This window comes from Metabacillus sp. 22489 (assembly GCF_052044855.1).
GTDB classification, from domain to species: Bacteria; Bacillota; Bacilli; order Bacillales; family Bacillaceae; genus Metabacillus; species Metabacillus niabensis.
Window position 1 is genome coordinate 1 of sequence record NZ_JBQENT010000009.1, and the last position, 20811, is coordinate 20811.

The window sequence follows — 20811 nt, forward strand, 5'->3', positions numbered from 1 at the left end:
CGGGGACTTAAAAAATTGTCCATGCAGGCGATGCTAACTTTTGCTGCAATAAATCTTAAGAAATTAGCCAATTGGACTTGGGTAAGTCCAAAAATGGCATGAAAAATATGAATAATAGGCAATTTACACTTATTTTTAAGATAGATTCTAAGAAGAAATTCAAAAATCAAAAAGGCATTTGGGAAAGAAAGCTTTCCCAAATGCCTTTTGTCTTCAATCTGAGAGTCCCATTATAGGGACTCAATCAGCTTCTGATTAATGTACATATGCTGCTCCAACAATAATTAACAAAATAAATAGAACAACAATTAACACAAAACTATTTCCTAATCCATAGCCTACGTTTCCATATGGATATCCATAATGATGATCATAGTAGCAATGCATATCATTCACTCCTCATTTTTTAAATTTCGTTTTCTCTTTACGTTATGTTAGAAGTGGGTGAATGGTATAGGGCAATTGCCTAATTTTATAGTTTTATTTAATAAATACTCAAATAATCTTTCTAAGTACTCTTCAATCACTATAGTCATTCAATAATACCCTTTTAGAAGGTTCATATATAAGATAGATAAGGTTTCATTAAAAAAGTATCCAACATTATTAGAGCATCAAATAATGTACACCATTTTCAGTCAGATTAGATTTACCTCACCTTTATTTACCCAATCATTTTTTCTTCATTAAAATAAACACAAGGAACAATGTCAGTTAAATAATTGTAGGTATTTCCCATAACCTTCTTTTTCAAGGTCACGTTTTGGAATAAATTTTAAAGCAGCAGAGTTAATACAATACCTTAACCCAGTTGGACCAGGTCCATCATTGAAGACATGTCCAAGATGTGAATCTGCGGTTTTACTTCTTACTTCAGTTCGGATCATCCCATGGGTTGTATCGATTTTTTCAACTATTTCAAAATCTTGAATTGGCTTAGTAAAGCTTGGCCACCCACAACCTGCATCGTATTTATCTTTCGAACTAAATAACGGCTTTCCAGATACGATATCTACATAAATCCCTTCTTCATCCTGATTCCAATATTCATTATGAAAAGGAGGCTCAGTTCCATTATTTTGTGTAACCTCATATTGCATTGGATTTAATATCTTTTTAAGTTTGTTTTGATCTTTTTGTTTCCAATGCTGTTCAATAAAGCGATCTCTGCCAGATCCCGCACGATATTGCTTATATCTAGCCGTGCTTTTTTTATAAAAATCTTGATGATACTCTTCAGCAGGATAAAATGGTTTTGCTTCAACAATTTTCGTTACAATTGGTTTTGAAAACCGACCACTTTCTTCTAATTCTTGTTTGGATTGTTCAGCAAGTATTCTTTGCTGCTCATTATGATAAAAAATAACTGTTTGATACGATTCACCACGGTCAAAAAATTGGCCGCCGGCGTCAGTTGGATCAATTTGCTGCCAAAATAATTCAAGTAGCTTTTCATATGGAAATAAATTTGGTTGAAAGGTAATTTGAACTGCTTCTACATGTCCAGTTGTATCTGAGCAAACTTCTTCATATGTAGGATTTTCCTTTTCTCCACCTGTATAACCTGATATAACACTCTCAATTCCAGGAAGCTCATCAAAAGGTTGTACCATACACCAAAAACAGCCTCCTGCAAATGTTGCTAATTCATATTTATCATTCATTATTTATCATCCTCCACATCATCATTATTTTTATTATATAGCATTGGAATAAATCATGAAAAGCAAACCGTTTTGGGAAGCAAATGAAATAGATTATAATTAATCTTAATGAAATCCTATTAAACCTGACACTATCAGTAACATTTTTTTGTCTTAAATAGGAAAAAGTTTACTTACATAATATTTTATCTAGCAAAAAATTTGGATTAATGATAAATTAATTAAAAATAGGAGTAAACTAATTATTACTTTTAATTGTGCATATCATTCACTTGTTTAAGAATATATAGTTCGGAGGAAGTTAGATTGTCTAGTCGCCAGGATAAAATGTATGAATTAGAATCATTGATGCGTTATGTTTATAAAGTGCTTCGAAATGAAATGAACGAAGTATATGAAAATGAAATGTCTCGAAATGAGTTTTTCATCTTAAAAACTCTATATGAACAGGGTTCAAAAAAATCATCAGATCTGTCAAAAATGTTAAATGTTTCCGCCTCACATATTACTGCTGTAACTGACTCTCTTATCGAAAAAAACTGGATAAAAAGAATTCGTTCCATTCAAGATAGAAGAATAGTTGATTTGCATTTAACTGATGAGGGAAAAGCAAAATTGGAGTTATTTGAAAAAAAGAAAACTAATTTTTTATTGGAAAAATTCAATGACTTTACTGACAAGGAAATTGAGAATTTTATTTCTTTATTTCACAAACTATTAAAAATGGATAACAAATAGGCTTACTTTTAAACATCATTTTCGAATTAACCCCCCCTATTTCGTTATAATTCTAACCTCTTTTCTTTTTACCTCGCCGTTTTTTTAAGAACTTATGCTATAATCTTAATTTGCATCAGATGCTCGCTACCTTTTATAGAAGGATGGCGAGCATCCTTGTGTGCACATAAAATCTGCGTAAATTACGACACATGCCAGTGCACTCCACTGTCTGTATCTCCCAAATTTGCTTCAACCACTTTTAGCAAAGTCCTTAAGAAGAATATCTTGTATTAATTAGTTTTTTCAATTTCACCTTTATAAGATGAATAATTTTGTTACAAAAAGTTCAAGATAAAATAAAAACCTAAAAATTTCTATTTATCTAAGCTTAATGAAATTATGGGAGGAACTAACGATGACAGCACCTTATTTATGTCCAAATTGCAAAACAAATCGCTCACGATTTAATATTATAGAACAACAAGCAAAGTCTGTTAAATTACATCCACAAACTGGTGAAGTTGTTGAGGAGCTTGATCAAGCTTTACTAGGGCCTTTACATGTTCCATACACAGGTCCTGATTACAAAGTTCAATGTGGGATTTGCGGCCTGATTGAAGATGAATTGTCGTTTATTAAGCGTGCACAATTAAACCAATAACGTATCATCCTAACAAATTAGCAAATCATGAAATTTTATCTTCGGATAATTAACGAATTCTATAAACAAAAAGCCCCTTATTAAAGAGGCTTTCGTTTATTTCTCAAGAAAGTTTTCTAAAACTTCGACTAGTTTTTCTGGCTGTTCAAACATTGACATATGACCACAGTCTTCTATGATAGCTGAAGTAATTAATGAGCTTTCAACTGAAAATGCCCGTTCTAATGGGACTAGCTTATCTTCCCTTCCAGCAACGATTAAAACAGGTACGTCTACATTTTTTAAAACATGATTTCGGTCAGGTCGATTCTTCATTGCCTTAAGAGCTCCAATTGCTCCATAGTTCGATGTTTTATAACCAATCTTTTTCACATCATCTACATAATTTGAAAGAGTTTCTCTATTTTCATCAGAAAACAATTTGGGTATTAAATCATTTACAAATGGTTTGATACCCTCTGCTTGAATTCTCTCAATGCCTTTATCACGATTATGCTTTCCCTCTTCTGAATCTGGATATGCTGTTGAATGAACGAGAGCAAAGCTTTTTAATCTTTCAGGAAACATTTCTGCAAATGCCAGACTAACATAGCCTCCTAAAGAATGTCCAATTAGTGTTGCACGATGAATGTTCAATTCTTCCAATAATATCGCAATATCATTAGCCATATCGGTAATTTCACAGCTATCTTTCGGTGTACTTGAGTCACCATGACCTCTTAAATCAACTGTAAGAACCCTTTTCCTTTTCGCTAGGTGAGGAACGATATATTTCCAATATTTGTTGTTACCACAAAATCCATGTATTAAAACGACAGTTTCACCAATTCCCTGATCCAAATAAGAAATCATGTTCTCTCCTACATTTTGAGTAAAACGTTCCATTTTTCACCCTCCGAGTCCAAACTTATAATGGCTTTCAAAAGCTATCGTATCAAATATTTCATCCGTTCACAAACTTTTCAATGGAAAAAAACTGAATTTTTGATTTCACTAATTCGAATATTATTTTATTGAACGTCTTAAAGCTATCTTTTCTGCAAAGTTAAATTAATGGACTTTTGACCGAATCCTTATCTTGAAAACTATCCTTTTACCTATCTTTACGATAACTTATTGTAAAGATTGTTAATCCAATTTTTAGGAAATTTAAACATTATAAAGCTTATGTACAATTTTTGTAAAATGAGTATACATGCACTTATTTTCAATTATTATTAAATTGAGCCAGCTGGTTCGATAGTGATCACTTATTCGTTACATGGGAGGAAAAAACAATGAACAAAAGCTTATTATTAAAAGTAGGAGCATCATTACTTGCTGTATTCTTAATGGCTGCATGTAACAACACAGAAGAAACTGATCAAGAAGAAACAAACACTGAACAAACTGAAACTGAAGAAACTGAAGAAGACACTACTGAAGAAGAAACTACTGAAGAAAACGCTGAATAATTCATCTCATCACCCTGTAGTAGTATATACTAAGGGAAAATGAATGAAATATTTCACATGAAGAAATGCAAAAAAAATGAGAGGTTCACCCCTCTCATTTTCAACTATTGTTCTTTTGTTTTTCATCCTTTATATGCCACATATATACAGCAATACTTAAAAATAACGTACAATAACCAATATTCAAGTATACTTCATCCATGTTTTCAGCAACAAGCTCCTGATAAGCCACGCCTCCAAAAAATAACGAAATCAGAATTGAAATCAACCCAAAGATAACAAATTTATTTTTCAAATCATATTCCCCCTACATCTCTAGTAATTCTATTTTAAAAATTTTTTCCAAACAAATTGTGACGATAAGTATAAATGCTTAATTTAACGCATTTCGTTAATTAAGAAGGAAAAGATTGTCTATGAATTTTTATTGTCATCTATTTTTCCTCAATCGTCAACCATTAGAATCATTTATTCATTATTTCCTAACTCACAATAACAGGTAGATAAATTTACCAATTATATTGTTCGCAGCAACGAACTATTTTTTGTCCGTTTTAGCTTTTTTATGGCAACGGTACATTAACAGTAAAGTTTATATTATCCTTTTCTAAATCAAAACTCTCCGCCCTTGCAGTAAATCCATTTTTTAAAGTTAGATCATTAAGATAAATATTAAAAACCTTTTTGTTAGAATTTATTTTGACATAACTCGGTAAATCATAATGTGTATTCATATAAGTTAATACATATGAGACCGGCAATTGGAAACGACCTATTGATAGCTCTTTAACTTGCAACTGTAAATTACCATCAGAAATAATTTTTGGCTTTAATACTAATTGCATATCAATCGTTTTATTAAACGCTTTTATTGCTCCATATACATTTACATAATTATTAATATCAACCCGATATTGTAAATTTTCTTGGTCAGTTTCTTCCTCAAGATAATGATTTATCAATTTTGTTAATGACTCTTTATCGCTTTTTATTAGAAAAGGAACTGTTTCATCCTGGTTACTTACTTTCGGTAAAACTTGTTTATCTGTTTTTGCCGGAATAAACAAATATCCGCCAATAAGAAGAATACACAATAAGTTAAAACTAGCCAAAAAAATAAAAGCAAATTTCCATTTTTTCAAATTAACCACTCATTTCTTAACGTATATCAACGAAGAGACTTTCAGATTTCATTTTCTCTAACACCCGATCTGCAATTAGCGAATACCCTTTTGAATTAGGATGAAATTGATCTTCTGAAAGTAACATTTCTTCGGATTCTGATATAAATATATCTTCAACTGAAACGTATATACTATGCTTATCCTTTTGTAGCATTTGTTGTGTCGACATATTCCATTCAGAAATAATTTCATCAATTTCCGTTAATTCAGGTAACATATGTTTAAATGGATTATATAATCCAATATAAACAATCTCTGCTTTAGCATTGTGTTTTCGAATCGTTGTAAAAATGTCTTTCAAATTCTTCTCAAAATTTTTCTGTTCTAAACGAAATGGCTCATAATCGAGTGAAAATAAATTTCCCCGAACAACTTTCATTAAATCATTTCCCCCGATTGTCATGATAACGAAATCCGCTTCTTTCAAACTAGAAATAACCTTTTGTTCTTTTAGTTTTTTTTGTAGATTACTTGTTTTATGTCCTTTAACTCCAAAATTAGTTAATTCAACCTCTTTTATTCTTTTTTCCTCTTCAAGCTCTTCCTTTAACATCCCAATATAGCCACCTTGGTTTGATTCATCACCTATTCCCTCAGTTAATGAATCACCAATTGCGACAACTTTTATCGTCTTAGGAATAAAGGAACTAGGAGGTTGCTCTTTTGTATCAAGGCTAATAGAATTAGTTGTTAATGTTGAGCTTTGCTGTTGCAAACATCCTGTTAAAATAACAAATGAAATGAAGGTTAACACTATTTTCTTCAACATACAATCACCCTATAATTAGTTTAAAGGCAAATTATATCATTTTATAAAAATTAAATCTTAGTAAAAAAGATTCCAATTTGGAATCCATCATAATCACTACTATTTACTATTTTCCAATGCTTTTATATCTGAGATAATTTCTTCATAAGGAGTATCCGCATTACTTCCAACATAATCTTTCATTACTCTTCCATTTTGATCAATTAAATAAAAATTCGTACCATGTATGACTTGATCTGAATTTTCCGGTTTTTTTACTAGCGCTTTAAAGCTTTTACTAGCAAACTTTTCAATTTCCTCTTGTTTATATCCAGTCAAGAAGCTCCAATTATCAAATGTGATGTCATATGGCTTTGTAAATTCTTTTATCTTATCAGGTGTATCAACTTCAGGATCTACACTAAATGAGATAATTTTTGCATTTAAGCCCTCTTCTTTTATCTTTTTTTGTATTTTTGACATGTTAGCAGTCATTGGAGGGCAAACTGTTTCACAGTTTGTAAAGATGAAGTTTGCAAGCCAAATATCTCCTTTTAAATCCTCTAAAGAAACTGTTTTACCATCTTGATTATGAAATTGGAAATTTTGCACTTCATAGTTAAGTGGATTTTTTATAGGAGATGCCGTTCCAAACATTTGAAAACCGATGATACCAACTATAAGTAAAAGAATAACGAAACCAATTATTGCAGCTAAAAACCTAGATTTTTTATTAAACAACTACTATTCACCCTTCACTTATCACATTTTTTTGAATGCTGATAACCACTATGAAATTTTATCAAAGAAAGTGTGGAAATTAAAGGATACCATGTGAAGGTTTTATGACTTCTTTATATCTAGTACTCTTTAATTTACTATATGTAAGCAACATCCATTTATTTACACTGAAACACCACAGTAAAATAACAGGTAAAACAAATGCTCCAAAACGTAAAAGGAAGATGCATGTTTTTAACAAATCATCTTCCTTGCTAAATTATTCAGAGAAAAACATAAATCCTATTGCCCCTGGACCTGTATGGGTTGAAATAATTGGTGTTGTATATGATATATCAATTTGACAATTAGGAGCAAACTCAATAAGCGCTTGTTTAAGTTTAGCAGCTAAATCATGAGCATCAGCATGAGCAATTCCAACAGCTTTAACTGTCTTGCCTTTTACATCCTCCGCAAACTGTTTGACTAAATATTTAATGGCTTGTGAATGACTCCTCACCTTACTTATTGGCGTATAAACTCCCTCTTGTAAGCTTGCAATTGGCTTAACGTTCAATAAAGAACCAATTAAAGCCTTTCCTCTCCCGATCCTTCCACCTTTTGCTAAGTTTTCAAGAGTATCGACGGTAATATATAACCGTGTGTTTTGCCGGATTACTTCCAGCCTCTTTACGATTTTTTCTTTTTCATATCCCTCTTTTGCCATTTTTGCAGCTTCTAAAACTTGAAAGCCAAGAGCCTTGGAGATGAACATTGAATCAATAACAGTTACATCCGTATTTGTCATTTGCGATGCACCTTGCGCAGATTGGATTGTTCCACTTAACGTTTGTGTCATGTGAATTGAAATAACAGAACTTCCATCTTCACCTAAACGGTCATAAACCTCCAAAAACGTCCCTGTAGAAGGCTGAGAACTCTTCGGAAGTTCAGTAGCAACCTTCATTTTATCTATAAATTCATCTGCCTTTAAGTCGATTCCATCAATATATGTATGATTATCAATTGTAATCGATAAAGGAACGATTGTTATCCCATATTTTTCTACTAGTTTTTGATCAATATCAATTGTTGAGTCTGTTACCACTTTCACATTGCTCAGGTTCATCACTTCCCTTTGAATAGTATCTTAATTATACAGTGTATTGAACAGGTTTCAATTGTAAACATTTCCAATTCAATAGTGAATTGTGAACATTTTTCTTATTTTTTGATTAATTTTAAACTTTATAAGTTTTTAATTATAAATTAAAGGCATTTTTAAAGCTTTTGTTGATATATTAGCACCTTGTATATTGGTTAGAATACGTGAGTCGCGAGCATCACACCGCAAAGGGAGATTTTACAGGCCTAACAACATGAAACCCAGACCGTTCGCGGTAATCGAAAGCCTGTAGCGGGAATAAACAAGGAAAATACTGCGCCAAATAGAAACATCATAAAGATAAAGAGGCTGCCTAACTATTTCGTTAGACAGCCTCAAAATTTTTCATTTTAATCAGTTGAATTTATGGATTTTACATACATTCCAATTCATGTACCTTTTCACTTAAATAAGTAAATGGAATAGATTACTATCTTTATTTACCTCTGTATAGAAAAAGCCTTTTTTCTTCATTCTTTGAACAAGTGGTTCATAATCACCTTTGTGCTTTAATTCGATCCCTACAAGAGCAGGTCCATTTTCTTTATTATTCTTTTTCGTATATTCAAAACGGTTAATATCATCATTAGGTCCAAGTACTTCATCTAAAAATTCTCTTAAAGCACCTGCACGTTGCGGAAAGTTAACAATAAAATAATGTTGTAATCCTTCATAAATCATTGAGCGTTCCTTAATTTCCTGCATACGACCAATGTCATTATTACCTCCACTTACGATACATACAACATTTTTCCCTTTAATTTCCTCCCTTAGGAAGTCTAATGAAGCAATTGACATTGCGCCTGCAGGTTCAGCAACAATTGCATTTTCATTATATAATTCTAAAATAGTTGTACATATTTTACCTTCTGGTATTAGAAGTACCTTATCAAGTACCTCTTTACAAATTGTAAAAGTTTTATCACCTATTCTTTTTACAGCAGCACCATCAACAAAGCTGTCAATTTCATCTAATGCAACGACTCTATCTTCCATTCTCGATTGAAATAATGAAGGAGCACCTGATGGTTCAACACCAATAACTTTTGTTGAAGGAGAAATACTATTAAAATAAGCGCCGACTCCTGAAATGAGGCCTCCTCCTCCAACACTAGCCACTACATAGTCAATTTCGACATCTGTATCATTTAATATTTCAACTGCAATCGTTCCTTGACCAGAAATAACTTCAACATCATCAAAAGGATGAATGAACGTACGATTTTCTTCCTCACAGCATTCTACAGCCTTCTGATATGCATCATCAAATGTATCACCAATTAAAATAATATCGACATATTCTTTTCCGAATAATTCAACTTGCGTTACTTTTTGACGAGGTGTTGTAGATGGCATGAAAATTTTCCCGTGAATTTTCAGCTGATTGCATGAAAATGCCACTCCTTGCGCATGATTACCTGCACTTGCACAAACAATGCCATTTACGGTTTGGGTTTCATCAAGTTGTTTAATTTTATTAAAAGCTCCCCTAATTTTGAATGATCTGACAACTTGTAAATCTTCTCTCTTTAAATATACATTACAATCATATTTTTCAGATAATTGTTTATTTTTTTGCAAGGGTGTATGTGTTACTACATCCTTTAATAAATGATGTGCTTTTAAAATGTCTTCTACATGTACATTATGTACCTCATCGATAGTTTGTTTCATGTTCACGACCCTTTCAAATACTTGTTAATAGAAAATTATATCACGATTATAAAAAATATAAAGGAATAGATAAAAAATTTTACAAAAATTTAAAATATAAAGAATATAAAAGAAATATTGCTTATTGGGTGTATTTAGTTCCAATTGGGTGTTATGATATAAATATGAACAATACAGGGGGAACCATTTTGCCAACAACTATAAGTGAAACTAATGATTTAAATACACGAGTACAACAGGATACTCAATTACCTATTAGTTTTAATGATATCATAGGAAATAATCAAGCTATTATTGAAAATAAACTAATTGCAAAAAAAATCGCTTTAACAGACTATCCGATCCTCATTCAAGGTGAGACTGGAACTGGTAAATATTTATTTGCTAAAGCTATCCATAACTTTTCAACTCGAAAAAATAAACCATTTATAACTGTTGATTGTAATGAACAGGATGAAGATTATCTCGAATTGACACTTTTTGGAACAATCGATGAATCTAGCCAAAGCCTTATTGAAAAAGCAAATGGTGGCACATTATATTTTAAAAATATTGGTGAATTACCAAAAAGGCTACAAACTAGACTTATAAATGTTCTGGAACAGAAACAGTTAAGAAAAAGTAGTCATCATGCTAAATCAATTCCTTTGAATATTCGCTTTATCTCTTCCTCCTCAAGCTCATTGCATGATGCGTTAGATTTCAGGAAAGATCTTTTATACCGCTTAAATGTGTTAACAATAAACTTAACTGAAATAAAGGATATGAAACAAGATATACCGCTTTTTGTTAATCACTTCCTTAATGAGATAAATCAATCAATTAGACTCGATCAGGCTGTTATGGATGTCTTATGTCAATACCATTGGCCAGGAAATTTTCGCGAGATAAAAAACGCAGTGAAATATATGGTTACTGTATGTGACGGTCGTTCCATACAACTCCATGATCTACCACAGTTTTTAAACAAACTTAAACAAGATCATCAACAAAAAAAGAAAAAAACTAATCAAACAGGTCCGTTACAATTAACGATGATGGAAAAACTAGAATATGCATTTATCTTAGAAGAAATTAAGCAACAAAATGAAAAGGGTGAACCAGCAAGTAGAAGGTCAATTTCAGAAAATAGTAAATCGCTCGCAACACCTCTAACAACACAACAAGTGAGACACCGCCTAGACTATCTTGAAAAGAAACAATATATTACAAAAGGTAGAGGACGAGCAGGAACTAGAATTACATTAGAAGGGTTAGACTTCCTTCTCTCTCTTAAAGAAAAAATCAAATAATAAAAATGTATTACTCATTCTCGATTCAATAAAAAATCATATATTTTGAAAGGAGCTTTTCATGGCAAACACACATACATTTTCAAAAGGTGAAGAAATTGCCAATTCGATTACTCACGGAATTGGCGGAATATTAAGCATTGCAGCACTTGTTTTATTGGTTGTTTACTCCTCATTATATGGAACAGCATGGCACATCGTAAGCTTTACTGTTTTTGGGGTAACAATGCTACTCCTATATACTGCTTCTACTCTCGTCCATAGTTTTCCGGCTGGAAAAGCAAAGGATTTCTTTGAAATTCTCGATCATTCGGCGATTTACTTTTTTATTGCTGGAACCTATACACCTTTCTTATTTATTGCTGTTAAAGGCTGGGTCGGTTGGACGTTATTTGGAATTGTTTGGGGATTAGCAATAGCTGGAACGATATTTAAATCTTTTTTTGTTAAGAAATATTTATTCTTTTCAACAATAATGTATGTCATTATGGGATGGTTAATCGTATTTGCTTGGAACCATATCATTTCAAACGTCCCTACACCTGGTGTGATTTTACTCGTTATTGGAGGCTTACTTTATACAATCGGAGCAGTATTTTATGTATGGAGAGGTTTTAAATATCATCACGCAATTTGGCATCTATTTGTATTAGCAGGCAGTATATTTCATTTCTTTTCTGTTTTCTTTTATTTACTTCCTTAAATCCAAAATATGTAAAAGGCGTTCTCCACTTTAAACTGTGAGAACGCCTTTTTTGTTTAACTACTTATTTTTTCGCTCATAAACGACAAATTCAAAATGGTAAGGATTTTTATCATCTGTCTCTCCTACCTCACGCGATATAACTTCCCAGTCTTCATCATCTGTTTCTGGAAAATATGTATCCCCCTCAAATTCATGATAAATATGTGTTATATACAAGCGATCAGAATGAGGTAAAATTTCTTTAAAAATCTCTGAACCACCAATAACAAATATCTCTTCATCAGATTGCTTAGATAGTTCAAGCAATTCATCCATTGAATGGATAATCAGGCAATCGTTACGAGAAAATTGTTTATCTCTCGTTAAAATGATATTTTCTCTACCTGGTAAAGGTCTACCGATTGAATCAAATGTTTTACGGCCCATGACGATTTTATGATTCATCGTCATTCGTTTAAAATAGGCTAGGTCCTTTGGTAAATGCCAGGGTAGCTGATTTTCCCTCCCAATTAAGCGATTCGCATCCATTGCTAGTAATAATGATATCACACGCTTACAACTCCTTTAATATGAGGGTGTGGGTGATAATTCTCGATAGAAAAATCGTCAAACGTAAAATCAAAGATCGATTTAACATCCTTATTTATTTTTAACACTGGTAATGGACGAGGTTCCCTTTGCAATTGTTCTTTCACTTGCTCTAAATGATTAAGGTAAATATGGACATCACCAAAAGTATGAACAAATTCACCTACTTCAAGATCTGTAACTTGAGCAACCATATAAACTAATAATGCATAGGAAGCAATATTAAAAGGTACACCTAAAAAGACATCTGCAGAACGTTGATATAGTTGACAAGATAATTTACCTTCAGCTACATAAAATTGAAAAAAACAATGACACGGCGGTAATGCCATATTGTCAACATCTGCAACATTCCAAGCAGAAACAATTAATCTTCTTGAATCTGGGTTATTTTTTATTTGGTGAATAACATTAGAGATTTGATCAATTGAAGATCCATCATGAGCTGGCCATGATCGCCATTGATGACCATATACTGGCCCTAATTCACCATTTTCATCAGCCCATTCATTCCAGATTCTTACTCCGTTCTCTTGAAGATATTTTATATTTGTATCACCTTTCAAAAACCAAAGCAATTCATGAATGATTGACTTAGTATGAAGTTTCTTTGTCGTCATTAAAGGAAAGCCTTCTTGCAAATTAAATCTCATTTGATAACCAAATGTGCTAATCGTACCTGTCCCTGTTCGATCTTCTTTTTTAACACCATTTTCTAAAACATGTTTACATAAATCTAAATATTGCTTCATATTTTTTCTATCCCCTAACTAAAAATACTTTTTATATTTTACCATGTTTGCTTACTTTTCAATACTATTTTAAACGGATTTCTGCTTCTTCTTCTAATGATTGTATAAAAGCAAATGTATGTGGAGCTTTTTCAAAAAGTTCTTTATTTGTTTCGGGACTAAAATAAAACATCGCAAATGATTCAGCAAAATATTCCTCTGAATAGTTAAGATAATATTTTTGAGATGGGAAAATTCGATTTACCTCTTGCTTCCATATTTCAATAAATATCGAATTGTCTCTTACATGATTGAAAACATATCGATCAATCGCATGAGCAATTTCATGTAATTCTAGTGAAATAGAAGTATGTCCTTTCCCATACTCACTATGACCTATTTTAGCATAAACCACCCGATCTGCACTCATACCTGGAACCGAATCCCAAGTTGGATCAGAATCTGAATATCCCCTAGGTTTTTTATCTTTTAATCTACTTAAACCATTTAATTCTGTCAGTGGTCCTTGAAATAATATAATCTTAATATTTTGCTTTTCAGCAAGCTTTAATATATTATAATCAATTTTCTCTAGATTGTTTATCATGTGTAATACTTGTGCTTCATTAAAGGCCGTATCTGGTAAATAAATCATTTCACCTAAAGCTGGTTTTTGATTAGAGAATGTTATTGAATGAAAAGTATATGTTGAAAGTTTAACACCATTTGGACTTGCATTTACTAGCTGAAATATCGGAAAAATAGGTAGAGAGATTAAAAAAATAAAGAAAATAGCTCTCTTCATGATGTACTTCCTTTCGTGATGTATAAAGATATTTATAACGGTGAAAAAATGAAATGAGGTTATTTATCAAAATAGGAGTTTACTAATACTATAGTATTATAATTTAATAGATGATTCTATGTCCAGACAATTTCCAATAAAAGCTATGTATGGCGGTGAAAATAATCAAAATATAGTGGTGGTGAGTAATGCTAACAAGCTAAGCTTAATTATTGTAAAATAAAAGCTATTCTCATAACATAATAACTAAATTTCTCTAAAACTTGACCTAGCGAGCAGAAGAAGTGCGAAAAGCCTTCTATAAGTTTATATCTACTTATATCTCCATGAATCTCACCAATAGCATCATCTTTACATCACAATCATTCGAAAGAAGACAAACAAAAAGACAAATAAAAATGAAAGGATCTCGACTTCCATTCTTATTTGTCTTACTATATTTTTATTTTAATAGTATTTTTACTAACTGTTTTAAGTAAAGTTTTTAATTATATACCATCCAATTTGGAGGAGTATTTTTATCCCAATAAATGCTGCCTAAATCCTTATGCGATTGGAAAGAATCATGATAAGTATGATAATGGAAATTGAACCAATATCCTTCTAATGGACGATTTTCTCTTCGGACATGGAATCTTAAAACATCCTGACCTGTTTCTGTATTATAAATATGAAAAATCTTCTCACCCGTTCCACCTGAAGGTTTAGATACTTCAAGATGTTCAAAAAGCTCATCAGATTCTTCATTTAAATAATATGTAATAATCTCTTCCATTTTCGGTAATATGACTTCTTTAAATTCATCTTCAATTACTCCGCCTATTTTATTCCCGAATTTTTGTAAAGACTTTTCCTCCGCCTCATTTAATATATTCGTTAAAATTTGTTCTTTTTCAAATGGCTGCTCCGCTTCGACAACGGGTGAAGCAGATTGCTCAATGACATCATCTGAAAACGAAACTTTTTCAGTAGAATCATCTGATGGCTTATCTGTTAGAGCTAACGATGCAGGAGGTGTTACAAGTCCGAATGTAGCGATTGAGAATAAAATGACAAGCGATTTCCTTAGCCATTTGTTCATCGTCGTTCTTCCTTCCAATTCGTTTATACTCTATATTTTAACATATTAGCTAAAATATGAATATATCAAATATATTACAGGCCAATTAAATCAAATTGAAAATAGTTTATAATAACTCTTTAAATGAGCAATGTAAACGTTTAAAATAATGAGTACATACATATATTAATAATATTCAGATAGGAGGAGTTTAAATGAGTTATACGACTATTTTTGTTATTCTTTCTTTTCTTACAATAGCTTACTTTATTTATGTGGAAATTACGGATTAACATTAAAGAAATCTGTTTGCTATAATTCCTTTTTTATTAAAAATAAACAGGTGGACTTATACAATCCACCTGTTTACTTACGTTCTTTTTGTCTTTTTTCTTGCAGAATCTACTTGTTTTCCTCTAGTTTCATGTTCTGTCGTGCCTTGTCCCTCAACATTTGGAGAACTAAGTCCAGTTGTTGATGGATCAGATTTTCGTTTAGCCATCGTCTTACACACCTCCATGATGTTATATTCTACTTATTTTAAATTTCTATAACACCATAGTGAAATTTTGCTGATTTCCGAACGGTGACTGTGAAATTATGCTCTATAAAACGATGACTTTTCCAATGGTCCTTTAATACAATTCTCCTTTTTGCTACCCTTTTAGCTTCTTCAATGGTTTCTGAACTTAACGGAGAATAAACTGCAATATTTCTTAATGGACTAATCCCCTTTGAATCGCTAATTGTTTCAACAAACATCGGATCAAAATATACAACATCAAAGGAATTATCTGGATATGACCGTAAATAATCAAGGTGGTTGCCTGTCTTTACCTCAATCCGCCTCATGGCACTGTCGAAACTGTTTATCCCAGTTTCCCATTGCTTTAATCCTTCATGTACGACATATGCTAAAATTTCATTCGCTTCTATCCCTTGAACAATTCCTTCTTGACCAACGACAAAACTTGCAACAATACTATCAGAGGCTAATCCGAGTGTACAATCAAGAAAAGTGTCCCCTTCATGAAGTTTACATGCAATGCAAAAAGGGTCTTCCTCATGATTTAAAAGCCTTTTAATCCTAAACATAGCTGAATTTGGATGAAAGAACAATGGCTCATTTGAATGAAGAATATGCAATTCAAGTCGATTTTTCCCAACAACAAGGACATCTTGTGCATAATATTGTTTCATTTCTTCTACCGATCTTTTACTTCTATTCATAAATGGTTTGTTCAATTTCAGTGCTATTTCCTTTGCTTTATAGATAGAAGATTTATTTGGTCTTCCAGAGGTTGTAACAATCATGTTCCATCTCAACTTTCTTTATCAATACAAAAAGAGGGGTGACACGAGAGGAACGTAATTCTCATGAAATAGCATTTTCTAATTACAGGTCGCTATTACTTGAGAGGTCTTTCCTTCTCTGTCACCCATTTATAGTTTAGCAATATTTAGCAAAGGCATTTTCTAAGTTTTGCATAATTTCTTCAATTCCATACCCCTCAATTTCATGCCTTGGGATAAAATGAACAACCTCTTTACCTTTTAATAGAGCCATTGAAGGTGATGAAGGCTCATATCCCGTAAAATATTCTCTCATTTTACTTGTTGCCTCTTTATCTTGTCCTGCGAATACTGTTACGAATTGGTCAGGCTTGTTACTAGCATGTAATACAGCTTGTGTTGCTGCAGGACGTGCTAAACCTGCTGCACACCCACAAACTGAATTAACAACAACTAAAGTTGTTCCATTTACATTTTCCATAAAGTTTTCTACTTCTTCAGCGGAAGTTAATTCTTCAAAACCCGCATTAGTTAACTCAGCTCTCATCGGTTTAACGATTTGTCTCATATATTCTTCATATGCCATTGACATATTCAATCACTCCAATCCTCTAATAAATTATTATTTTTGCTGAAAAGTCATTTTTTCTATAATCCAGTATTGACTTGTTTAATTCTTTCTACTCTCAGTCATTTGCTTCCAAACCGAACCTTTAGCTTCTTCTCCACCTTCGATTCTTTCTATAGCCATTTTTATTTGCATACTCACTTCAAACTCTGAATCATCTTCTGCTGCCTTTAAAGCTGGTAAAGCTTTTTCATCGCCAACTTCATATAAAAACATTGCCGCTCTCCAGCGAACAAGTTTATTTTTATCCTTTAATGCCTCCATCATCGGTTCCATCGCTTGAGGATCCCCAAGATCAGATAAACAATCCCCTGCAGTTCTTCTAACAGTCACCGATTTATCCTTAAGTGCTTTATACAATAATGGAAGTACGCTAGGTTTTTCAATCATGCCTAAATACACTGTAGCAAGTCTTCTGATAGATGGCTTTTCATCGTCTAACGCTTTTTCTAAGACTGGTATATCTTCTTCTGTTGGGTCCATTTGATCTAAATGCGAAAAACGTACAGTCCAATCTTCATGATCCATCATATCTAATGTTACTTTGTATGATTTTCTATTATTGTAATTTTCAACTTGATTTTCCATAGATGCCGCTTGGATTAATTTTTCAAGTCGGTCATTAGGATATGCTGCACTGATTTCATCAACAACCTCTTTACCAATGTCAGCAAGCTCACCATATCTTACCCCATGTTCCTTCCACTTTCGCTCCAACACAATATTATCATTTGCTTGTTGAGCAGCCAATACAGCTTCTTTAAAACGTTCCGGCAGTCCAAAGCGCTCTTCCTTTAAACCATCGGTAAGCTTAAGTTGCATAGGAATTTGATGGAACATTTGGATAAATACCTTGACTTCACCAAATGCTTCATCAGTATTTTGCTCATTATTAAGCCCTTCTTCAATGTTTTCACCAAATGCTTGGCGAACCTGTGCTAAAATATCCTTCCAATCAAATTTTGCGTTTCTCTCAACAGCTAAAAAATCTGCTACATGATAAACACCTTTTACACCCTCTATTTTTAATATCTCTCCAATTACACCTGGAGCTTCGTTTGCCTGATCCTTTTTATAATTATTGCTTTTACCTGAAGGCAACTCCTCTGTCAAAAGCACCTTCATTGTATTAGGACTAGGAGTAGGTTCTATCGACTTAATTTTCATAATGCGCAACTCCTTTCATTCGTAATAATATTGTAACATAGTCATTTAAATGAGTGCTATCAATAGGTTTCAAACTTGTCTAACGGTAGACGTCCTTCACCTATTTTGTCATATATCCCCTATCTGAATCGTATGTTTTCATTGATATTGTATTATAATTTATCCATGTTAGGAGAGACAACGATGAAGGTAGTAAAACCAACGAAAGATGCATTGATCATTTCTTCTGTAGCTGCCGGCATTTTATTTAGTGGTCCTGCTCTCGTTATGGCCTCTGAGGAAGCTAGTCAAAAAGATTTTACAAAAGCAATAGAGGATACACAAGTCGTTCGATATGGGCACACTGGTTATTTTGTCTCAAATATTCAAGCAAATCTTGCCGATCTTACATTGTATCAAGGTGCTGTTGATGGTGTGTATGGAAAATTAACTGAGAAATCTGTCAAGCAGTTTCAACGGCTACACCATTTAAAGGTTGATGGAATTGTTGGAAAGGAAACATTAACAAAATTAACCTCTATAAAAAAACCTGTTGAAGAATTTCAATACGGAGATATTAGAGAGGAGGTTAAATCCTTTCAAACAAAATTACATGCTTTAAATTATTATTATGGTCAAATTGATGGGGTATTTGGTCCACTTACATTACAAGCAGTTAAGGAGTATCAGCAAAAAAATAATCTCGAAGAAACTGGAAAGCTTAATTCACCTACACAAATTCATTTACTTTCAAACCGAAATAAAAAGGGGATAACACTAACAACGAAGAAGGTAAAGACAGCTCATAACACAGAGTTACAATCATCAGTTACATCTATTGCGAAAAGCTTACTTGGTACAAAGTACGAATGGGGCGGAAATACTCCCTCTGGATTCGATTGTAGTGGCTTTATTAAATACGTATTTGCCGAAACGAATATTCTATTACCGAGAACGGTCAATGAAATTTGGAACTATACGGTCGATACACAAAAGGTTGGAATTGGAGATTTAGTCTTTTTCGAGACTTATAAGCCAGGCCCTTCTCATGTAGGAATATACTTAGGAAACGGGCAATTTATACACACAAGCTCTTCAAAAGGGGTAACGATTACAAGTCTTTCAAACCCATACTGGAAGGAAAGATATCTAGGAGCAAAAAAAGTTCCAAAAGCTTGATGATATAGGAAGGAATCTTGTATTACACGCTATTCTCCACATAGATGTTGCATAATTAAAATTAAAGGGTGTATATACATTGGTATTACAAACAAACTACCATGACATTGGTCAACCATGGTTTGGAAAACATGTCATCATACTAAATTGTTCAATCCATAATAAGTTTATCCAAATATATAAAAGTTACCATGCCCCAATCGAACCACCTCGACCTAATTGCGCAGAAACGATATCACAGCTTATTAGTATTGGCTATAAGCTACAAGCTGTTACAGCATTACCTTTCAATCAAGTTCAGTATGTCTTCATTCTATAGGTTTTTTTCGTAAACTTGTTGTCTTTATATGTTGGACATTTTGAGGTTGTGTGGTAAGACTCCTTTTAGGACAGTGCGGGTTTAAATAATATCTCACCTTTCCTGCATCCCCTAAAGGAGTCTCTATATTTGTTCCAACCACCCTACTTTTCCAACTACAAAATGGTGCTAATTTATCAAAGACAATAAGATGGAGCGCATCTTGTAATGAAAAAAGAGACTACTTATCGGTTATCCTTTTATACATTTTCACTTTAAAACTCCCCACACAATAAAAGATTGTTTCATTTTGTAGTAAGTAGCAAAAAGCTTAATCCTCAAAATTTACCTGTAATAAGGTAATTGCGTGATCAACGATATGCAATAATTCCTCAATATCATTCTCCCTTTCACCAAATAATGTACAAAATTCAACCAAATAGAGAATAGAAAAATGGCTAATCGAACCCGTTAGTTCTTTTGTTATAAATAGTTTAATTATATGTTGCCCCCAAAGTTTGTTAAGTTTCTTTAATAATATTTCATCATATTCTTGACCATTTCCCTTTTCGTGAAAAGAAAGCTTAACAACACATCCTGGTTCCTTGACTGTCTTTAACAGCTCACCTGCAAGTTGTTTTTGACTCATTTTGATATCGATTGTGACATATCGCTTATTATTATCTTCCTTAGCAATTGTGATCGAATAAAGTCTTGACATTGTAGCAAGATCGATCGTATCCTTTCGATCTGTAACAACTATTAATTTCTCAAGATCTAAATCATAAATATACCCTTCAACTATCACTTTTAAATTATCAAATACTGTCGGATCGAACATAATGGTCTCCTGCCTCAACTATTAATTAAATAATTCCTTAAATTTTTTAAGTTAAATACAAAAATTCAGTTTGAATTATTATTCTAAATTTTCTATAATAAAACATTAGAACTTAAGTATAATCAATCAATGCATGCTATAATAAAAAGCTGATTAAGTAAAATACTGTTTTTATCTGAAATAACGTTTTTACTAATTATTTAATCACTTTATATAAATAAACAAAACAATTTATAATAATTTGTTACTATTAA

Annotated in this window: 25 protein-coding genes; 7 read left to right on the forward strand and 18 right to left on the reverse strand. The window is 32.4% G+C overall.

What is annotated here, in order from left to right:
- Positions 1 to 255: 255 nt before the first annotated feature.
- Positions 256 to 387 (reverse strand): YjcZ family sporulation protein, encoded by a 132-nt coding sequence (locus ACTJJ9_RS07400; RefSeq protein WP_095301277.1) that lies wholly within the window; start codon positions 385 to 387, stop codon positions 256 to 258.
- Positions 388 to 710: 323 nt separating this feature from the next.
- Positions 711 to 1664, reverse strand: coding sequence for a peptide-methionine (R)-S-oxide reductase MsrB (gene msrB / locus ACTJJ9_RS07405; RefSeq protein ID WP_145582346.1), 954 nt, complete (start codon positions 1662 to 1664; stop codon positions 711 to 713).
- Positions 1665 to 1991: 327 nt separating this feature from the next.
- Between msrB and ACTJJ9_RS07410 the strand changes: the two genes are divergently transcribed.
- Together ACTJJ9_RS07410 and ACTJJ9_RS07415 are read left to right on the forward strand one after the other, a co-directional pair.
- Positions 1992 to 2402, forward strand: a complete 411-nt coding sequence (locus ACTJJ9_RS07410) for a MarR family winged helix-turn-helix transcriptional regulator (RefSeq protein ID WP_170944399.1) — start codon at positions 1992 to 1994, stop codon at positions 2400 to 2402.
- A gap of 397 nt (positions 2403 to 2799) precedes the next feature.
- On the forward strand, positions 2800 to 3045 hold the full coding sequence (locus tag ACTJJ9_RS07415) for a DNA alkylation repair protein (protein WP_095301280.1): 246 nt from the start codon (positions 2800 to 2802) through the stop codon (positions 3043 to 3045).
- 96 nt (positions 3046 to 3141) lie between these two features.
- Here the strand turns inward: ACTJJ9_RS07415 and ACTJJ9_RS07420 are convergent, their stop codons facing one another.
- On the reverse strand, positions 3142 to 3930 hold the full coding sequence (locus ACTJJ9_RS07420; protein WP_095301281.1) for an alpha/beta fold hydrolase: 789 nt from the start codon (positions 3928 to 3930) through the stop codon (positions 3142 to 3144).
- Between the two features lie 392 nt (positions 3931 to 4322).
- Here ACTJJ9_RS07420 and ACTJJ9_RS07425 point away from each other — a divergent pair, with 392 nt between their 5' ends.
- A complete protein-coding gene (locus tag ACTJJ9_RS07425; protein WP_170944391.1) occupies positions 4323 to 4499 on the forward strand; it encodes a hypothetical protein in 177 nt (58 codons plus the stop codon).
- Positions 4500 to 4599: 100 nt separating this feature from the next.
- Here the strand turns inward: ACTJJ9_RS07425 and ypmT are convergent, their stop codons facing one another.
- From ypmT to ilvA, 6 genes are all read right to left on the reverse strand, one after another.
- Entirely contained in the window at positions 4600 to 4794 is a 195-nt protein-coding gene (gene ypmT / locus ACTJJ9_RS07430) for a protein YpmT (RefSeq protein WP_095301282.1), read from the reverse strand.
- Between the two features lie 268 nt (positions 4795 to 5062).
- A complete protein-coding gene (locus ACTJJ9_RS07435) occupies positions 5063 to 5641 on the reverse strand; it encodes a YpmS family protein (protein WP_170944396.1) in 579 nt (192 codons plus the stop codon).
- A 16-nt stretch (positions 5642 to 5657) separates the two neighbouring features.
- Positions 5658 to 6449 carry an SGNH/GDSL hydrolase family protein gene (locus ACTJJ9_RS07440; protein WP_170944397.1) on the reverse strand — a complete coding sequence of 264 codons (792 nt, stop codon included), beginning with the start codon at positions 6447 to 6449 and terminating at the stop codon, positions 5658 to 5660.
- 102 nt (positions 6450 to 6551) lie between these two features.
- Positions 6552 to 7088: an SCO family protein gene (locus ACTJJ9_RS07445; protein ID WP_095301297.1), complete on the reverse strand. Its 537-nt coding sequence runs from the start codon at positions 7086 to 7088 to the stop codon at positions 6552 to 6554.
- A 343-nt stretch (positions 7089 to 7431) separates the two neighbouring features.
- Positions 7432 to 8274 carry a DegV family protein gene (locus ACTJJ9_RS07450; protein ID WP_095301298.1) on the reverse strand — a complete coding sequence of 281 codons (843 nt, stop codon included), beginning with the start codon at positions 8272 to 8274 and terminating at the stop codon, positions 7432 to 7434.
- Positions 8275 to 8721: 447 nt separating this feature from the next.
- On the reverse strand, positions 8722 to 9990 hold the full coding sequence (gene ilvA / locus ACTJJ9_RS07455; RefSeq protein WP_145582347.1) for a threonine ammonia-lyase IlvA: 1269 nt from the start codon (positions 9988 to 9990) through the stop codon (positions 8722 to 8724).
- A 188-nt stretch (positions 9991 to 10178) separates the two neighbouring features.
- Here ilvA and ACTJJ9_RS07460 point away from each other — a divergent pair, with 188 nt between their 5' ends.
- Together ACTJJ9_RS07460 and trhA are read left to right on the forward strand one after the other, a co-directional pair.
- Positions 10179 to 11282: a sigma 54-interacting transcriptional regulator gene (locus tag ACTJJ9_RS07460; protein WP_170944398.1), complete on the forward strand. Its 1104-nt coding sequence runs from the start codon at positions 10179 to 10181 to the stop codon at positions 11280 to 11282.
- 61 nt (positions 11283 to 11343) lie between these two features.
- Entirely contained in the window at positions 11344 to 11985 is a 642-nt protein-coding gene (trhA, locus tag ACTJJ9_RS07465) for a PAQR family membrane homeostasis protein TrhA (RefSeq protein ID WP_095301287.1), read from the forward strand.
- A 60-nt stretch (positions 11986 to 12045) separates the two neighbouring features.
- Here the strand turns inward: trhA and folA are convergent, their stop codons facing one another.
- The 8 genes from folA to ACTJJ9_RS07505 all read right to left on the reverse strand — a co-directional run bounded on the left by folA (position 12046) and on the right by ACTJJ9_RS07505 (position 18260).
- The gene (folA, locus tag ACTJJ9_RS07470; protein WP_095301288.1) at positions 12046 to 12537 is read right to left on the reverse strand and encodes a type 3 dihydrofolate reductase; all 492 of its coding nucleotides are present in this window, start codon (positions 12535 to 12537) and stop codon (positions 12046 to 12048) included.
- Positions 12534 to 13328: a thymidylate synthase gene (locus ACTJJ9_RS07475; RefSeq protein ID WP_095301289.1), complete on the reverse strand. Its 795-nt coding sequence runs from the start codon at positions 13326 to 13328 to the stop codon at positions 12534 to 12536. The genes folA and ACTJJ9_RS07475 overlap by 4 nt, the downstream gene beginning before the upstream one ends.
- 64 nt (positions 13329 to 13392) lie before the next feature.
- A complete protein-coding gene (locus tag ACTJJ9_RS07480) occupies positions 13393 to 14112 on the reverse strand; it encodes an anthrax toxin lethal factor-related metalloendopeptidase (RefSeq protein ID WP_095301290.1) in 720 nt (239 codons plus the stop codon).
- A gap of 484 nt (positions 14113 to 14596) precedes the next feature.
- Positions 14597 to 15193: a YpjP family protein gene (locus ACTJJ9_RS07485; RefSeq protein WP_145582348.1), complete on the reverse strand. Its 597-nt coding sequence runs from the start codon at positions 15191 to 15193 to the stop codon at positions 14597 to 14599.
- Between the two features lie 349 nt (positions 15194 to 15542).
- Complete coding sequence (locus ACTJJ9_RS07490) at positions 15543 to 15674, reverse strand: YuzL family protein (RefSeq protein ID WP_095301292.1); 132 nt, start codon at positions 15672 to 15674, stop codon at positions 15543 to 15545.
- Between the two features lie 38 nt (positions 15675 to 15712).
- Positions 15713 to 16486, reverse strand: coding sequence for a class I SAM-dependent methyltransferase (locus tag ACTJJ9_RS07495; protein WP_145582349.1), 774 nt, complete (start codon positions 16484 to 16486; stop codon positions 15713 to 15715).
- A 136-nt stretch (positions 16487 to 16622) separates the two neighbouring features.
- Complete coding sequence (locus tag ACTJJ9_RS07500; RefSeq protein ID WP_145582350.1) at positions 16623 to 17057, reverse strand: BrxA/BrxB family bacilliredoxin; 435 nt, start codon at positions 17055 to 17057, stop codon at positions 16623 to 16625.
- Positions 17058 to 17135: 78 nt separating this feature from the next.
- Positions 17136 to 18260: a conserved virulence factor C family protein gene (locus ACTJJ9_RS07505; protein ID WP_145582351.1), complete on the reverse strand. Its 1125-nt coding sequence runs from the start codon at positions 18258 to 18260 to the stop codon at positions 17136 to 17138.
- A 183-nt stretch (positions 18261 to 18443) separates the two neighbouring features.
- On the opposite strand from ACTJJ9_RS07505, the gene ACTJJ9_RS07510 reads away from it, so the two are divergent.
- Positions 18444 to 19418 (forward strand): NlpC/P60 family protein, encoded by a 975-nt coding sequence (locus ACTJJ9_RS07510; protein ID WP_186324214.1) that lies wholly within the window; start codon positions 18444 to 18446, stop codon positions 19416 to 19418.
- Between the two features lie 79 nt (positions 19419 to 19497).
- On the forward strand, positions 19498 to 19737 hold the full coding sequence (locus ACTJJ9_RS07515) for a hypothetical protein (protein WP_095301301.1): 240 nt from the start codon (positions 19498 to 19500) through the stop codon (positions 19735 to 19737).
- Positions 19738 to 20047: 310 nt separating this feature from the next.
- Here the strand turns inward: ACTJJ9_RS07515 and ACTJJ9_RS07520 are convergent, their stop codons facing one another.
- Positions 20048 to 20557, reverse strand: coding sequence for a hypothetical protein (locus tag ACTJJ9_RS07520; protein WP_095301302.1), 510 nt, complete (start codon positions 20555 to 20557; stop codon positions 20048 to 20050).
- Positions 20558 to 20811 lie beyond the last annotated feature (254 nt).

Coding starts and splice junctions, on each gene's coding strand:
- ACTJJ9_RS07490 (WP_095301292.1), bottom strand. CDS start 15,674: ATGGCTAAACGAAAATCTGATCCATCAACAACTGGACTTAGTTCTCCA.
- ACTJJ9_RS07495 (WP_145582349.1), bottom strand. CDS start 16,486: ATGATTGTTACAACCTCTGGAAGACCAAATAAATCTTCTATCTATAAA.
- ACTJJ9_RS07415 (WP_095301280.1), top strand. CDS start 2,800: ATGACAGCACCTTATTTATGTCCAAATTGCAAAACAAATCGCTCACGA.
- trhA (WP_095301287.1), top strand. CDS start 11,344: ATGGCAAACACACATACATTTTCAAAAGGTGAAGAAATTGCCAATTCG.
- ilvA (WP_145582347.1), bottom strand. CDS start 9,990: ATGAAACAAACTATCGATGAGGTACATAATGTACATGTAGAAGACATT.
- ACTJJ9_RS07420 (WP_095301281.1), bottom strand. CDS start 3,930: ATGGAACGTTTTACTCAAAATGTAGGAGAGAACATGATTTCTTATTTG.
- ACTJJ9_RS07480 (WP_095301290.1), bottom strand. CDS start 14,112: ATGAAGAGAGCTATTTTCTTTATTTTTTTAATCTCTCTACCTATTTTT.
- ACTJJ9_RS07510 (WP_186324214.1), top strand. CDS start 18,444: ATGAAGGTAGTAAAACCAACGAAAGATGCATTGATCATTTCTTCTGTA.
- ACTJJ9_RS07505 (WP_145582351.1), bottom strand. CDS start 18,260: ATGAAAATTAAGTCGATAGAACCTACTCCTAGTCCTAATACAATGAAG.
- msrB (WP_145582346.1), bottom strand. CDS start 1,664: ATGAATGATAAATATGAATTAGCAACATTTGCAGGAGGCTGTTTTTGG.
- ACTJJ9_RS07485 (WP_145582348.1), bottom strand. CDS start 15,193: ATGAACAAATGGCTAAGGAAATCGCTTGTCATTTTATTCTCAATCGCT.
- ACTJJ9_RS07520 (WP_095301302.1), bottom strand. CDS start 20,557: ATGTTCGATCCGACAGTATTTGATAATTTAAAAGTGATAGTTGAAGGG.
- ACTJJ9_RS07475 (WP_095301289.1), bottom strand. CDS start 13,328: ATGAAGCAATATTTAGATTTATGTAAACATGTTTTAGAAAATGGTGTT.
- ACTJJ9_RS07400 (WP_095301277.1), bottom strand. CDS start 387: ATGCATTGCTACTATGATCATCATTATGGATATCCATATGGAAACGTA.
- ACTJJ9_RS07500 (WP_145582350.1), bottom strand. CDS start 17,057: ATGTCAATGGCATATGAAGAATATATGAGACAAATCGTTAAACCGATG.
- ACTJJ9_RS07410 (WP_170944399.1), top strand. CDS start 1,992: ATGTATGAATTAGAATCATTGATGCGTTATGTTTATAAAGTGCTTCGA.
- ACTJJ9_RS07425 (WP_170944391.1), top strand. CDS start 4,323: ATGAACAAAAGCTTATTATTAAAAGTAGGAGCATCATTACTTGCTGTA.
- ACTJJ9_RS07445 (WP_095301297.1), bottom strand. CDS start 7,088: ATGTTTGGAACGGCATCTCCTATAAAAAATCCACTTAACTATGAAGTG.